General features: G+C 47.6%; 11 protein-coding genes. All 11 read left to right on the top strand.

Features of this window, described 5'->3' with window-relative positions:
- The first annotated feature begins 41 nt into the window (after window positions 1-41).
- The 11 genes from tssE (at window position 42) to QNM16_RS13725 (ending at window position 16335) form a co-directional block, all read left to right on the top strand.
- Window positions 42-446 carry a type VI secretion system baseplate subunit TssE gene (tssE, locus tag QNM16_RS13675; protein WP_039610626.1) on the top strand — a complete coding sequence of 135 codons (405 nt, stop codon included), beginning with the start codon at window positions 42-44 and terminating at the stop codon, window positions 444-446.
- A gap of 2 nt (window positions 447-448) precedes the next feature.
- Window positions 449-2173: a type VI secretion system baseplate subunit TssF gene (gene tssF / locus QNM16_RS13680; RefSeq protein ID WP_284021007.1), complete on the top strand. Its 1725-nt coding sequence runs from the start codon at window positions 449-451 to the stop codon at window positions 2171-2173.
- Between the two features lie 2 nt (window positions 2174-2175).
- The gene (gene tssG, locus QNM16_RS13685; RefSeq protein ID WP_284021008.1) at window positions 2176-3144 is read left to right on the top strand and encodes a type VI secretion system baseplate subunit TssG; all 969 of its coding nucleotides are present in this window, start codon (window positions 2176-2178) and stop codon (window positions 3142-3144) included.
- A gap of 69 nt (window positions 3145-3213) precedes the next feature.
- Window positions 3214-5931, top strand: a complete 2718-nt coding sequence (gene tssH / locus QNM16_RS13690) for a type VI secretion system ATPase TssH (RefSeq protein ID WP_284021009.1) — start codon at window positions 3214-3216, stop codon at window positions 5929-5931.
- A gap of 16 nt (window positions 5932-5947) precedes the next feature.
- The gene (locus QNM16_RS13695; protein WP_284021010.1) at window positions 5948-7978 is read left to right on the top strand and encodes a type VI secretion system Vgr family protein; all 2031 of its coding nucleotides are present in this window, start codon (window positions 5948-5950) and stop codon (window positions 7976-7978) included.
- 13 nt (window positions 7979-7991) lie between these two features.
- On the top strand, window positions 7992-8414 hold the full coding sequence (locus QNM16_RS13700; RefSeq protein ID WP_063364373.1) for a hypothetical protein: 423 nt from the start codon (window positions 7992-7994) through the stop codon (window positions 8412-8414).
- Between the two features lie 10 nt (window positions 8415-8424).
- Window positions 8425-9576: a hypothetical protein gene (locus QNM16_RS13705; protein ID WP_284021011.1), complete on the top strand. Its 1152-nt coding sequence runs from the start codon at window positions 8425-8427 to the stop codon at window positions 9574-9576.
- Window positions 9563-10609: a DUF2169 domain-containing protein gene (locus QNM16_RS13710; protein ID WP_284021012.1), complete on the top strand. Its 1047-nt coding sequence runs from the start codon at window positions 9563-9565 to the stop codon at window positions 10607-10609. Before QNM16_RS13705 ends, QNM16_RS13710 begins: the two co-directional genes overlap by 14 nt.
- Complete coding sequence (locus QNM16_RS13715) at window positions 10606-11550, top strand: hypothetical protein (protein WP_284021013.1); 945 nt, start codon at window positions 10606-10608, stop codon at window positions 11548-11550. Before QNM16_RS13710 ends, QNM16_RS13715 begins: the two co-directional genes overlap by 4 nt.
- On the top strand, window positions 11534-12559 hold the full coding sequence (locus tag QNM16_RS13720) for a DUF4150 domain-containing protein (protein WP_417709899.1): 1026 nt from the start codon (window positions 11534-11536) through the stop codon (window positions 12557-12559). Before QNM16_RS13715 ends, QNM16_RS13720 begins: the two co-directional genes overlap by 17 nt.
- Entirely contained in the window at window positions 12556-16335 is a 3780-nt protein-coding gene (locus tag QNM16_RS13725) for a toxin VasX (RefSeq protein ID WP_284021014.1), read from the top strand. Before QNM16_RS13720 ends, QNM16_RS13725 begins: the two co-directional genes overlap by 4 nt.
- The last annotated feature ends 5 nt before the right edge of the window (window positions 16336-16340 follow it).

Genomic DNA, 16340 nt, shown 5'->3' on the forward strand with positions numbered 1-16340 from the left:
AGTGCTTTGCCTCTTTTTAAACAACTCCATGGTGACGCAATATGGCTTTATTTGATCTGTTGGCGCAGTCTCAACAACAAGCATATAACCCCAATAAAACAGCGACGCGCTCATTGAGCGTGTGTGAACATCTAACGCAGTTGCTCAATGCACGGCGCGGTGTGTTGGGGCACTTAGAAGATTATGGTTTACCCGATGTAGAAGATATTTACGAGGGACTGCCTTATTCACAACATACGTTGGCCAACGAAGTAAAAAAAACCATAGAAAAATACGAGCCACGTATTGCCAATATTGTTGTGCGCCCAGTGGAGATTAAAGAACATAATTGCGTGATCCGCTTTGATATTCGTGCAGAGCTAAAAAGCGGTGAGATCATTCGACTGAATACCCGTTTTGCATCAGGCGGCAAAGCCGATGTAGATACTCAGATCAAGGACGAATAAACATGGATATGCAACAGTATTTTGATGCGCAAATGCGTCTCTTAACACAAGCTGGTAAGGAGTTCGCTCAGCAATATCCAGAGCATGCGGGGCAGCTTAACATTGATGCGCTCAAAGACCGCGATCCGCATGTTGAGCGCTTATTAGAAGGCGTTGCCTATATGACGGCATATACGCAAAAGCGCCTTGATGAGTCATTACCAGAAGTCTCTGAGCAAGTGTTGCGACAAGTGTGTCCGCTGATGCTGAGTAATTATCCGTCCACGACCATTATTCAATTCACCCCTAAGATGACGATGCAAGGGGCCACAACGGTCGAATCGGGTACGCAAATTAGCTCCCATGGGGATAAAACCACCCCTGTGGTATGCCACTTTACCACATCGACCGATACACCAATTGCCCCGTTTGAAGTGTATGCGGTGGATTATCAGGAGTTTCACAGTGGCGCCAAGTTAAGTTTAAAGCTCAAGCGCTTGGGCCAAGGTGTGGTCAGTGACTATGAGTTAAAATCTTTGCGTTTTTATTTGTGTGGTGACACGCCACTGTGTGCCAGCTTATATCATTTAATGACCAACGCCAGTGAACACATTGAAGTCAGTTATGGCAGTCACTTCGACAAACTCACCCAGCTGCTCCCTAAGTCATCGGTGAGCAGTGCTTTTGGTCATGGCGAGTTTGGTATCTTACCCAACAGTGATCAGTGCCATCCGGGCTACGCACTATTGCTTGATTACTTTAATAGTCGTGAGCGCTTTTATTTTGTAGAGCTAAACAACTTCCATCTTTTGAAGTTTGACGCCAACCTTAACACCCTAGATATTGAGATCACCAGCCAAGTGAAGCTGCCACCTGGGCATAAAGTTAGCCATGAAAATATCATGCTCAACTGTGTGCCCGCAGTCAATTTGTTTGCGTGTGATGCAGAGCCAATGCGCTGCTTAGATAATCAAACCGAATACCCTATTACGCCAATACAAGAAAAATCCGCAGAGGCATTTTGCTTTGAGGTCACTGAGCTCAAGGGGAAAAACCGCAGCTCAGGAGAGAGTGTTGATTTTCAGTCTCGTTATACCAGTGTATTTGAAGACGAAAAGCACCTTTACAGCTTGGTATCCAAAGACACAGGCGGCGCTGCCCCCAAGGTGTATGTGCAGATCTCCATGGATGATATTGATGCTGTGCAAACGCTGTCAGCGAGCACCCTTGCACACAATGCCGTGTGGCCAAGGCAATTGTTAAAAGAGGGCGACATTCATGTTCCCAAAGCCAATGCCCCTTTTGCGCTGACGATGAAAAATGTGATCCGCCCAAGCAAGATGCTGCACTGCCCCAAGCAGCAAAAACACTGGCTGTTGATTGGCCTATTGAATATGCGCTTTTCTCAACTTGCCGATCCGATCCAATTAAAAAAACTTTTGGCGCTGTTTGATTGGTCAGGGCGCTCAGAAAATCAAAGCCGGATCGCCAGTATTGTTGATGCTCACTCAAGGCCAATCTCAATGCTGCAAAAAGGGGTGTTTGTAAAAGGGCTAGAAATTCATTTGACCATTAATGAGAAGCAGTTTGTGTGCTTTTCAGATGCTTATCATTTTTGTGATGTATTGCATCAGTTTTTTAAGCTTTATGCGCCCATTAACGAGTGTTTGCAAACCAAGGTGACATGCGTACCTAGCTACCACACTTGGTGTTGGCAGATAAGTTCCGGCGAGAGTTATCAGATATAGCCATGACAGAGCAAAAAAAACACCCAATTTGGGCCAAACTGCCCGCCCCGATCGCCGCATTGCTGGACGCGCCATGGCAATTTAGTTTGTTTAAAGCCATGTCGTTAATCGAAAAGCATTGGGCGATGGAGGGAGAGTTAGAGCAAGGCGCAAGCCAACGTGTACTGGTGAGCACCTTCAAAGAGTTAGGCTTTCCAGCATCGGATATTCGTGCTTGTGAATTGCTGCTCAGCCAGCGCGGTAAGCTGAAGCTAGAAACCGCATTTTTAGGCTTGTATGGCGTGGATGCGCCCATGCCCCATTACTTGCTTGAGCAGGCCGCTAACGATGAAGAAATGGGCGCACGTACTCGGGCATTTTTAGATATTTTTAATCATATTTTGTACTGCCAATTGTACCAAGCATGGAAAAAATCACAGATCAATTTAGCGGGCGTCGGCGCGCGTCAGTTTGACCAAATGGTGGCGGCGATTTATGAAAATAGCCAAGGCGAAAGCAGCAAGCTCAATTTAGCCAGCGCCAACCAAACCAGTGCCGCTGGCTTGCAACAAGTGCTGCGCCAGGGGCTAAAGCAGCCGAATTTGCAAATTGCTGACAACATGGTGGAGTGGCAAGAAGTCACAGAAAAACCCCCAATCAGCGCTGAGAATAGCGTCACATTAGGCCAAGACAGCTTACTAGGCGGGCAGGTATTGATCACTGGTAATCGTGTGCAAATTGACATTGGCCCGTTGAGTGAAGCACAGGCTCGCGCGTTGTTTCCAAATGGCGACGAAGGGAAGAAAATGCATAAGTTACTGACTTGGCATACCGGCAGCAAAATGGCATGGCAGGTCAAAATTTTAATTGAGGTGAAAGAGCAGCATCCAATGCCCTTGGGGGAATGTGAGCTTGGCACCAGCAGTTGTATGGGCATTGTAGAAGCGCACATTGCGCAAAGAAACTTTTTAGACAGTGATTATCAGTCATAAATAGGCGTCTTCAGAGCGCGCTCTGAAGTAGGAAAGAGTCAGAATAATTTTAAATCGCAAGGAAATAAAATGGACGCGACAGGCATTAAGCAACTTATTGATAAATTAAACGCACATACCGCAAGCGCGCTTGAAGCAGCGGCAGGCTTTGCCGCTAGCCGCCAGCACTATGAAGTCTTGCCAGAACATTTACTGCTTAAGCTGATGGAAGATCATCACGAAGGTGATGTGGCTAAAATTCTGCCTTTTTTTGAAATTGACCAAGATACTCTGTGGCACGAAGCGCTGAGCTTTATCAATCAACAAGACGCTGCCAATCAGGGCAAACCTGTGTTTTCCCGCCGTTTATATGAATTATTAGAGCGTGCTTGGCTCACTGCCAATGTGAAGCATCGCAGCGAGTGGATCACTGGGGCTGCCTTGCTTGATGCGTTTAAAGATCTCGTCCCATTTAGCCCTGCATTTGGGTTGGCGCGAGAGCTTGATAAGCTCGATATTCACTTTTTAAAAGACAATCTCGATAAAATTTGCAAAGGCTCGACTGAGCGCATGGCGTTTCAACCTGTGGATACGGGTAGAGCGAGCACTTTGCAGCAAAATGGACAAGATGCAGAGCAAACGGCATTGGACTCATTTTGTGAAGACCTAACCGCAAAAGCGGCCAGTGGCGGCATTGATCCGGTACTAGGACGCAGCGAAGAGATCCGTTTGGCAATCGATGTGTTATGTAGAAGGCGCAAGAATAACCCGATTTTTGTCGGCGACCCAGGGGTTGGCAAAACGGCGGTGGTGGAAGGCCTTGCACAGCGCATCGTTGCCAAAACGGTGCCAGATGAATTGGTGGGTGTACGGATCATGGTGTTAGATATGGGCTTGCTGCAAGCGGGCGCTGGGGTAAAAGGCGAGTTTGAACGCCGTTTAAAGCAAGTGATTGACGATGTGAAGTCATCCAGTACGCCCATTATTCTCTTTATTGATGAAGCGCATACCTTGATCGGTGCTGGTGGCGATGCCGGCATGGGCGATGCGGCGAACCTACTGAAACCCGCACTGGCACGAGGCGAGCTGCGTACACTGGCGGCCACTACTTGGAGCGAGTACAAACAGTATTTTGAGCGCGATGCTGCCCTTGAAAGACGCTTTCAGCTGATAAAAGTAGACGAGCCCAGCGAGCACAATGCCAAACTGATGTTGAGTGGCATTAAAGAAAAGTACGAGCAACACCATCAAATTCATATTACCGACAGCGCCATTGAAGCGGCGGTGAGTTTATCGGCGCGATATATTACAGGCAGACAGTTGCCAGACAAAGCCATTGATGTACTCGACACTGCGGCGGCAGCAGTGAGAATGGGCGCCGCCACCTCTCCTGTGATCATTGAAAACGCCCAAGAGCGTGTCACCTATTTAACCGAGCGTTTGGCGCGATTAGAGCAAGAGGCTGAGCTGGGCATTGAGAGCGATGTGGTCAGAGCAGAGTTAGCCGCTGAACTTGACCAAGCGCAATCAGAGCTCGCTGCAATGCAAGCGCGCCGCGCTGAGCAACTAGACACCCATGCCTCGATTGCCAGTGCACAGCAAAGCCAACTGCCAGAATATCGCCGCCAATTGAAATCGTTAAACGAAGAGGGCAATGCGGTCTTTTGCGAAGTTGATCAAGATACCGTGGCACAAGTTATTGCTAACTGGACGGGGATCCCCGTGGGCAATATGGTCAAAGATGAGCTGCAAAACCTCCTTGCGCTTGAGCAAAGTTTAGGTGCGCAGGTGGTAGGCCAAGAGCAAGGACTAAGTGCGCTAGCGCAGTCACTGCGTGTGGCCAAAGCTGGGGTGTCGGCATCTTCAGGCCCGCTCGGGGTGTTTTTATTTAGTGGCCCATCTGGGGTGGGTAAAACAGAAACCGCTCGACATTTGGCCAATGTGCTATTTGGCGGTGATAAGTTTTTAACCACCATCAATATGAGCGAATACCAAGAGTCACATACTGTGTCGCAGCTTAAGGGTTCACCACCGGGTTATGTGGGCTATGGTGAGGGCGGTGTGTTGACCGAAGCGGTGCGCCAGCGTCCTTATTCTGTGGTGCTGCTTGATGAAGTTGAAAAAGCCCACCCGGATGTATTAAACATGTTTTATCAGGTGTTTGAGCTGGGCATGATGCGCGACGGCGAAGGCCGCGAAATCGATTTTAAAAATACCGTGATCATCATGACCTCTAATATCGCCGCTGAGCAAATCGCTAAGGCGTGCCGTGCGCCAAATCAAGACGACGAAGACGTATTAGCCAAAGCCATCAATGAGGCGCAAGGCTTGTTAAACCAGCAAGCAGATGAAACGCCAACCGCTGACGAGGACTGCGACGAAGAGGCGCAAACGCCTTGGACCATGCCAAGCCTATCTGAGCTAAATAACTTGATTAAGCCTGAGCTACTGAATCATTTTGCGCCTGCATTATTGGCGCGTATGCAGGTGATCCCATTTAAGCCGCTAGACAGCGATGCACTAGAGAATATTGTCGCCTTAAAGCTTGAGAAAGTGGCTGCGCGCTTAAGTGAGAACCATCAAATTACACTGCGGGTTGATCAGAGTGTATTGAGCCATTTATCAAAGCAATGTGCGCTGTCTGACAGCGGCGCTCGCTTGGTTAATGCCACCATAGAACAGCAAATATTACCGGGTGTTGCCCGCTCAATTTTAGGCTTTTTGAGCGAAGAAGATATGCCAGATCTGCTGACTTTAACCTTAAATGATGACGGGCAAATTGAAGCTGTATTTGCCGATCTGGCCTAACTGAGGGAGCAGCACCATGTTTGGACTAGATGCGGGAAAACTGACCGGCGCCGATGAAAGCCACTTTGGGGTGACAATTGCGGGGCTGAGTGATGCGCTGTTTCAGGTGCAATCCTTTCAAGCGGACCTTGATGCCTTGTGTGATGATTGCATATTTGACATTCAAGTACTGAGCGAAGAGCTGGTGGAGCCGGATGTATTGATCGGCAAAGACATCAGCTTGATCATTGCGTGGAGCACTGAAGATCTCACCGTGACCGGATTTTTAACCAATTATATTTGCCATGGTCAGTCTCATCAGGGGTATGTGTATACCTTAACTTTGCAATCAGGTCTTGCAAAGCTTAAGCAACACCGTTCAAACCGGATATTTACCGATATGAATCCCGGGCAGATCATCCAAAGCGTGCTGCAAAAGTGTGATTTCCCATCGGCTCAGCTTGACTTACAAGTCAGCGGCCCAACGCTTGATATGGTGGTGCAATATGATGAAAGTGATTACGACTTTATCACACGTTTGATGCGCCGATACGGCTATGTATATGGCTGGCGAGAAACTGACTATGGCATTGCCAAGCTGGCCATTTGCGAGTCGAGCGACAAATTTGCTAGACCGCTTAAAGAGATCACCTTGCCTTTTGTTTCACCGAGCGGGCAGGTGCGCACTTGCGAAAGCGTGTTCGCGTTTTCTAAAAAAGCCACCATGCTCAGCGAGCAAGTGCGCTATTACGACAGCCATTACGAGCGTGGCGCCCAGATACAGGGCAGTAGCCGCAATAACACAGACATCAGCGGCTTTGGCGAAAGCGCGCATTTTGGTGACAACTTGGCCAGTGACGGCGATGGCAATGACTTAGCTGAAGTGCATCAACGCAGCCTAGATTGCCAGCGAGAAACCCTGATCGCAGATACGGACTGCCGTGCATTGCGCCCAGGGGTGTGCTTAACAGTCACAGATCATCCCAGTTATTCCGGTGAATACCTAGTGACTCATGTGTCCCATCAAGGGTGTCAGGCTGGCAGCGTGGCATATGGCAGCAAAGTCACTGGGCTGACTTATAAAAATCAGGCCGTGTTACTACCAATTGCGCAAGATTACTGTGCCAAGCCTAGACCAAAAAGACGGGTCTTTGCCACCTTCAACGCCACCATTGAGCAAGAGGTGGATGAGACAGGTCAATATCAAGTCAAACTGCCTTTTAACCAAGATGGCGAAGGCCAGCAAAGCAGACCAACCCGATTAACACAAACTTATGGTGGTCAAGGCCATGGCATGCACTTTCCGCTCACCCAAGGCACAGAGGTCTTAGTGTGTGGAGAAAATGGCGACTTGGATCGTCCGGTGATCTTAGGCGCGCTTTATAACGCCCAAGCACCAAGCCCTGTGAGCAGTAATAATCCCTATGAAAACAAAATTGTTACCCGTGCTGGCAATAAGCTGGTGATGAGTGACAAAGAGGGAGAACGCAAAATTAAAGTGGCCACGGCCAGTGATGACAATAGCTTGCTGTTAGATGCAACCGATGGACAAGAAAAGGTCATGTTGCAATCTAGCCGCGGAGAAATGCGCTTGCAGGCGCAAGAAGATCTGACCATGCAAGCGGGTGGCAACCTCAATGTCACCGCCTCTGACGAGCTAACAGTCAAAGCCGCAGATCGCATTGCGATTCAAAGTACAGATGCTGAACTTGAACTGCACGGTGCGCGGGGGATCCGCTTAACCGCGGACTTAAACTTTAAAATTCAAGCAACGGATGGCGATATTGACCTCGAAGCAACACAAGCATTGAGTATAGAAGCAGCCCAAGAGATCAATGTTCACAGCCAGGAAGGCAACATCGAAATGAGCGCAAACGCCGGTGAAATTACCTTAAGTAGTGGTAATAACCTGACGTTATCAACACAAGGTCAAGGGTCTATTCAATTGGTACAAGGGCGTGGCAGCATCGAAATTGATGGAGCTGGCAACATTACCATTAACGGCACAAACCTGACCTTAAGCGCGCGCAACATTTCTATTTCTGGCAATGCATTAGCGAACAATTAAGAGGAGATGGGAAATGCACAGTCATAATTTGGCGTATTTACCTGCGGCCAGTCAGTTGGTGGCCAGCGTATTACTGGTGGATGAGGTGGGCAAAATAGTCAGTGTGATGTTGGCCAACAGCGGCCGAGAGGTCGATGTGGTGGGTCAGCTGGAAAGTGTGTCGCGTGCTCAAAAAGGCGATCAAGTGGTGCTACTTAGCATTAAAGAGCCAGTGGTGATTGGCAAACTGGCAACCAGCGGCAGTTTTCCATGTGCCAAGTTTGATGATAATCGAGGCAAAGTGAGCATCAAAGCCGACCAAAGCATTTGCATTAAAACGCCCAAAGGCTCGATTGAGATTTATGGCGATGGCTCAATTTTACTGGAAGGCGATAGTTTATCCGCTGAAACCAAAAAAGATCTGAGCCTGCAAGGCTGGCCAATTAGATTGAACTAGCAGGGCAGGTATGTTTTCAGCAGTCACCAAGGTGCCACTTCACAAGCAACAGATAAAAAAGTTGTGGCGACAGCTTTGCGAACTTGAAAAGTCAGGGATTGTGCGTCAACAAAGGTTTGATGATTTGCACTACTTTTTGGTTAACCATGTTTACACTCTGGCACAAGCACAGCCCAGCGAGTTTGAATGGTTAGATGAGCAAGCGCTCAATGTCATGATTAAAGCCGATTGGCAGGAGCTATTGCTTTGGCATGAACAAAACGCGCAGCAAGCCCCTTGGCTAGATACTTTTTTAGCAATGTGGCTGGCAGAGGCCAAGGTGCCCAGTACAGATCTGCCCATTTGGCGTCAAAGCGGCGCAAGTACGCTGTTTGCAATGAGTGCACAAGCGTGGCTGAGCGATTTTAGCGACGCTGAGCGCCAGACCATGCTGACCAATATTGAAATGCCAGAGCCTTGGTTAGTGAGATTGGCGTTTGCAGGTCAACCGTTAAATGCTTTACAGCTTCAGCAAGCTCTGCAAAGCAAGCATTTTGAGTTTGTTCATGCGGCGTTAGTCAACATGTGGTTGTTTGCACATGACGAATTTGCGGCGCAGTTATTAAAAACCTTCAGTGCTACTGATGAGGCGGAGTATAAGGCGCAACTACTTTGCCTTGCAGGTATTGCACAGCTGCCAGATTGGCAAGATGCCTGTGTGGCATTTTGTGAGCATTACCCCTTGCACAGTGTCCATGTACTTAGCCACTTTGCCCATAAAAAAACGCTCAAACTGTTAGTCAATTGGCTCGATACGCAGCCTATGAGTGAGCCAGCTTATCAGGTATGGCAAATACTCACAGATAAAGAGCTTAAGTTGGTGGCGGCCATCAGTTTGGCAAAAGGGGAGGGGCAAGTCGAAGACGGGTTGCAGATCCCCTGTGTGAAACATGCAGAGACATGCCGTCAGACAATGTTGCTGGAGCAAGGCGACTATGTGCTGCAAGGAAAAAGCTTTGCGGCCCTCGATACTCAGCTGATAAGGCAATTTAAGGGCATATTAGTACAAAAGCTGGTGGCAGCGCAGTATGAGCAAAAGATCGCTGCGATGTTGTATTTTTTACCCTGCACGCCAAGGCATTGGGAATTTATAGATAGGAGAACAACGGATGTTAGTAAATGACTCAGCATGGTTTGCTGAAATTGCCCCAAGCTGGGATAAAGACTCTCAGCCTTGTTATGTGGTGGTGGTAAAGCAAAACTTTGAATACGACAAGCAAGGCAAGGTCACCCAAGAGCTAAATGGTCCTGAGATCACCATGGGCGATGGCTTTCAAGGTGAAGGCGCGCAGTGTGAATTGATCGCCGCCAATGATATGGTGCCGTTTAAGCAAGGGTTTGAATGGTATGGACGTTTTACTTGTTTTCCACCTAGTGATCGTGCTGCCCATGTGATGGAGGTGGGCGTTGACCTACTGAGTGACAATGCCGTTCTGATGAATAAAACCTTACGAGTGACCGGAGAGCGGCGCTGGCGCTGGTCTTTATTTGGTGCGGTGGCAAAGGATTTACAGCCATTGAGGCCATTGTTGCTCAATTACGCGGTGGCGTATGGTGGTCAAGCGCCGAATAACCCACAAAGTATGGACAGAGAAAACCCCATAGGTCGAGGCTTTAAGCTCAGAAACCGAGACGGGATCGGGCAGCTATTACCGCAAGTGGAATATGCAGATCAGGTGTTAAGAAAACCGCGAGATACCACACCAGTTGCCAGCTTTGCACCCATTCCGCATTTTTGGTCACCGCGTTTGGAGTTGCAACCTGAGTTAGATGTTCAGGCCGTGGTTGCAGGTGACTACCCATATGTTGAAGCTTTATGTGCCAACTATTATAACTATGCGCCAGCGGATCAGTGCTTGCCTTGCACCCTAAAGCCGCATACCACAATCGCACTGAGTGGCTTAACCAAGGGCCAGCCTTATGGCCAAAAAGTCACTTTTGAATTGCCTTATATCAAACCTGAGTTGGTGATGATGCGCGGCGCTATGCAAACGCCGTTAAATATGGTGTGTGACAGCTTAATTCTTGACACCCATACTCAGCAGTTTTCTTTGCTATGGCGCACCACGGTGAAACAAGACGGGATCCACCCAATGGATACCTTGATAGTCATGCCAGAGCAAGCACCACTGCCGTATACAGAGTCAAGCTTATGAGCAGCGAACGCTACATTAGCTATTTAGGCCATATAAATACGTCGGGCACAACCTTAAGCGCATTTTATAGCGCTATTGAAAATGGCATGACTTATACCGCCACCAGTAACCTAGAGGAAGAAGAAGGCATGGCGAAAGCCATTGTCGCCAAGCTCGGACCTTTGGCCAATTTACCGCGCGTTGCCCGTATTGAATTGATGCTGGGCGACTTGATGACAAGACTGGCCATCCCTGCGTTGCTGAGAGGAGAAAAAACGGGTGCCATTGCATGGTCTAACCGCATTCATTTTGTGCTCCCACAGCAAGGCACAGATCCGTTAATCAGTGATGAAGCCCTCAGCGCACTTTGCCAGCAATGCGAGTTACAAGATGTGTTGATAAGTCAAAGTGACGATATTGATTTAACCCTGCCCGATGGCACTGTGGTGGTGGCGGCAGATGCCTGTACAGGCCATGAAATTTTGTATGACAGTGATTGGCAAGACAAGCTACAGCGCCAAGATGGCACTGAAGGCATGATCATGAGCGAAGGTGCCTGTGCGTTACTGCTCGGTAAAAACAAGCAAGCCATGTGCTTAAAAAGCAGCAATAGTTCGTTAAAAAGCCAGTTAAAACAAGTAAAAGCAGACCTAAAAGACATTTATATTTCCAATATGGCGAGCACCAAGGCATGGCACAACATGTGGTTTGATGCCAGTTGTTATCTGTATCAAGCGGCAACGCAGTCAGGCAGCAACGGATCCGCCTCTTTGATTAAATTAAAAGAGCCGGGCAGGTTATGTGGCCATGCTGGGGTCGCGCAAACCTTAATGGCTTTGGTACTTGGCTTTGCCTATCTAGATTTACCCATTCAGTACACATCCCCCAAGGTATGGTTGATAGTTGAGCACACGCAGCCACAACTTTGGCAACTGACAAGGAGTGATGATGAGTTACATTAATGCCGGCCAAGGAAAGCAAGCCGGAACGGTACAATATGACATTGATGCCACCAGTGCAGAGCTGCGCAGTGGCGGCAGCCAAACTTGGCGTCATAATAACCCTGTTTTACTGGGCTTAACCGCAGCGGCAAAGCGCAATGGCGCACTAGGCCAAGCCAGTGGGGTGGCGATATTTGCTGATAAAAGCAGTGGCGAAAGCGCATTTCGTGACGAAATAGATAGGCCCAAATACAGCGACCATACTTTGGGTGACCTGATCACTGAGTTTATTCCTGACTACATTATTCCGCCCCCAGAATGGGATGAAGAAGCCAATCAGCCCATCTTGCCACACATCGAGCCTGTAACGGGCATGGACGTTAACAAGCCAGTGAACGATGCCGATGCCTTATTACGCCTTGCCAGCGAAGAACTTGGTTGGGAGGCCGGTGAGCAAAGTGAGATAACTAAAGACACAGAGGCAAACGAGCAACAAGTGCGCATGGCGAGTGGGAAAAATGTACTGATCAATGGCCGCTCCGCAGTCCATGTTGAAAGCAAAGGCAAACTGATGAGTTTGGATATTTGCTTAACCACCATAGGCATTCCTGTGGTGCCCATTCCCTATTGCAATGTGGCAAAAACCGATGACATCACCAACACCGCTAGCTCAGTGAAAATTAACGGTAACCCAGCAGGGACAAGAGATAGCGAATTTACCGAGAGCACAGGGGATCAACCCGGTGACAAAAAAGGCATTATGAGCGGTGTGACCGAAGGCAAAGCGGAGTTTATGTTGGGATCATTCAATGTGTTTATTGAAAACCAGCCAGCGGTGCGCCAAGGGGATATCATGATATCGAACAACAAAAATACCCCGCCTTCGCCATTAATGCAGTCAGGCAGTATGCCTGTACAGCGACTCAGCGTTGAAAACCGCCCCACCCCAGCACCGCAAGAGGGCGATAAAAACATCACCTTGGTGGTATCAGGGATCAGTAATTCACAGGAAAGGATCAGGATCGGATGACAAGTACAGCTCCCACTAGCGTCAATGAGCAAGGCGCTTATCGCGAATTGGTGTTTGAAGGCTATGCCAGTGACTCAGAGCAAGTCTCATTGATGATCAAAGATTACAGCGAAGATCAGGCAAAAACCGGTTTCTATAAAATTCCGCTGGGCTTTGCCAACACCACACAAAACAATAATAACGCCGATGTTGAGTTGGTGTACATTTACCCCTTGTGTGAGTGCACCCCAGATGGCGCCGCTGAGCGCAAACTAACGAACTTAAGACCCGGATATTTATACATTTATGTAGACGGTCATTTATGGCGCGAGCTTGAAGTCACAGAGCACGAAGAAGAAGACATTTCTTATTTTAAAGATGTGAACCTCGCGTACCAAAAAGGCCCGCAGGCGTGGCGCATTGATGAGCACGGTCAAGTTGGTGAGCGCGTGGCAACGGGTGAGCAGCTTAAGCAAGTTTTGGTGCCCAATAAATTGTATGGTCAGCCATGCCGAGTAGAAATTGCATTCAGTGAAACCCAGTGGTGCTGGCGACAAATTGAAGCCTTTGGCGGCATGAGCGAAAACGATCCGCGCTTAAACTATGGCCCAAGAGTTCAGCCGGGCACCAATGATGACGCAGCGAGCGAGCGCCGTAGCCAACGTATGCAAGTGCTTGATAAATTGGGTAACTATGCACAAGGTTACAGCAATGATGAGGCGCCGCAGCACATCCCGCTGCCGCGTATGCCAAAAAATGGCCTACACCGCCCGGTATTAAAAGACCCAATAGGCGTGGCCCGTTATCTTGCCGCTGAAATCGTCTCAGAGCGTAAAAACATCCAGCAATTGTCGATGGAGTCTATCAAAGGCGCGCCCCTTACCCCAGATGATTTTGAAGACTTTGCACCAGAGCAAAAAAACATTTCTAAACATGTGCTGGCAACCACCATTCAGTCGCAGTTTTTTGCGTTTCCCAATACCACCCAGCAAAAAGTGGACCTTGGCATGTCGGTCTCTGAACATGAGCAAGATATGGCACAAAACTACAAAAGTTGGGTGCGCGCTGGTTTTTCAAAGTATGAGTTTAGACGCTACTTAAAAACGGAACAGGCACTGACCTCTGCCCGCGCCATTAATGTGCAAAAGTCATTTGGTTTTGACCATATCACCCGCGAAGACGAGCCAATGAGCTTTTACCAAGCGGTGAAGGACTACGGCTATTACGAAGATGTAAGACGCAACTTTGTGTATGAGCTAATAAGCGATGTCACCGCGCCTTACACCGATCTCACCAAAACCTTAATTGAAAGTTTTTTAGTACATGACTCAGATTTTAGGGCTGCCAAGCAAATAGACGAAGAGGACATGGGCCAAGAGCTGATGTTAAAAGTGCTGGGCACGCATCCCTTAGATACTGAAAACGCAGCCAACAGTTTAAAACTGACCGCACTGATGTACCCGAAAAAGACCGGCACTGCATTGAGCGATTATGAGTGCGCGCGCAGAGAAAGCAGTGACCCATTCGATACGGTTTTTTCAGTTGAATTACAGCAACAAATTCAGCAAGACATAGACGACGGCTTAATGTCTGGCGAGCAGCGCGAGTTTTGGCGCCGTGCTTCGCATGTGGTTTGGGGTGTATTGGCTGTGAGTTTTTCCGTACCAACCAGCTATTATGCTGCTGGGGGGGCTGGCAAAGATTTTAAAGCACACAGTGCTGATAGAAACACACAAGAAGAGAGGCTTAGATCGCAACGTTCAGAGATTCAAAAAGAAATAGACAACCTACACGACAGTATTGCATTGAAGCAACAGGAGATCAGTGCAAGGCAAGCTGCAAATGCACAAGTGCGTCAAGAGTTACAGTCTGGGTTATTTGGAGAGGGTAAATCAATACCGGATAGCATGGATCAGGTTTTAGCCAACAGAATGGAAGAGTTAGAAGCGCTTCATGATAACCATAGTCGGGCGCGTGCTAGGCTGATCCGCACCAAGCAAAATTTAAAGCTGTTACATCAAAGCGGTGAGTATTATCAAGGTAGGTCTTTTCGGGACCTTTTATTACGTGAAGTGCCACACACTCGCTATATGCATTTAGCTAAAGTGATGACAGGCGATTTGCTGACAGAAATAGATATTGATGTTAACGATTATTATTCTAACAAATTACCTGATGGCAAAGTACCGCTTAACTTTTTAGATAAAGCCAAACGTGCCCAAGAGAGCTTGCTAAAGCTTGAGCGTGCTGCAGAAGGGTTTGATAGTGCCTATGAGAGCCCTCAAACAGATCCTTTAGTAAAAGCAAAAATAGACGAATTTGCTTCTATTGAAGCGCGATTAGATCACATTCTAGAGCTGGATGGCTCTTTGGATGAAGTGCTTAAAGTGATGGAAAAACAGCAAGCTGATATAGAGGCTGGGCAAACACGCATTAAAAAAACTTTAGTAGTTATGGATTTGTCTGCTGTGGAAGAGTTGAAAGCAGCAATTGAGGAAAATTTTGATAAGATTGAAAATAATTTGGTTAGGGATTTAGAGATTGAATGGAAATTAAAAGGCTTTAGTCACGAAAATGAAGCATTGAGCAAAATGGCCCGAATGAACATTAATCCAGCGACACTAGATGCGGTGCTGAGAAACCTGTTACCAGTTGTTGCCATCCTCGAAGTGGCTAATCTCTACAGTACCATCAATGACCCTAATGCACCTGAAATAGCTAAATTATCTGCGATTTTAGATACCGCAGATATTATGAGTAATATTGGCCTCAATATGGTGGAAAGAAAAATAGGCCTGCCTTCACCAAAACAGTGCTATGCAATCATACGTAGTAAGCCTGTTCCTCCAAGTGCCTTAACAAAACGTTTTTGGTGGTCATCTCAATTGAAATTTAAGGTGTATGGTTCGTTAGCGGCAAATGCACTAACATTTATTGCCAGTGCGGTCAGTACATACGTTGCTTATAACAACATGATTTCAGCAAATGAGCGGGGCGATGGGGCACAAGCCTTGTCTCAAGGTTTAATGATGACTGGGGCAGCGAGTATGACTTTGTCATCTCTTTTAGGAATATTGGCTAAGTCGAGTTTGGTATTTCAGAGCGCAGCACTTGTATCATTGGCTTCGGGGCTTGCGATTGCAGGCGTGATTATACTACTAATCGGAGCAGGTATCGCATGGGCATTTTCGGAAGAGCCGATAGAGGCTTGGCTTGAGGCTTGCCACTGGGGGAAAAGCAAGACCCGCTTTAAAAATGATGACAGTCATGATGCCACAATCCGCGCTGCCCAGTGGGAGGAAAACCCAGAGTTGGCTTTGCATGATTTATACAACACACTCTATCGCCCCAATTTATCGATTACCTCTATTAATGTGATTGGCTCAGCGAAGTTTTCATTCAGTGTTCCTCTTTCATATCCAGAAAATGGCGCAAAATTGGTATTTATGTACAAAAAGCAAGGTGACGACAACTTTAGTATTTTATCAAGACACCAAATTAGTCAAATGGTCGATACGATTGAACTCTACCCTAATCGTACTGGTTGGGAGTTTACCACGACTTATTCAAAAATTAAGCACGCTTTAGGGATTCAGCAAGATATGAGGATTGAATTTAAAGTGCTTTATGCCATTTATCCAAGAGGGATAAGCGAGCCCATCATTCATGGCACTAAGCAAGAGTTTGTGCTGCCAATAAGGTTTGAGAGAAAGAAAGAAGAAAGTATTCAGCAGCGTCATGGTGGGTTAGCAATGTGTTCATTTCAGACAGCGCCTACTAGTCTTATGGCATTATAATTAAA

This window comes from Pseudoalteromonas umbrosa, from assembly GCF_030125375.1.
GTDB classification, from domain to species: Bacteria; Pseudomonadota; Gammaproteobacteria; order Enterobacterales; family Alteromonadaceae; genus Pseudoalteromonas; species Pseudoalteromonas umbrosa.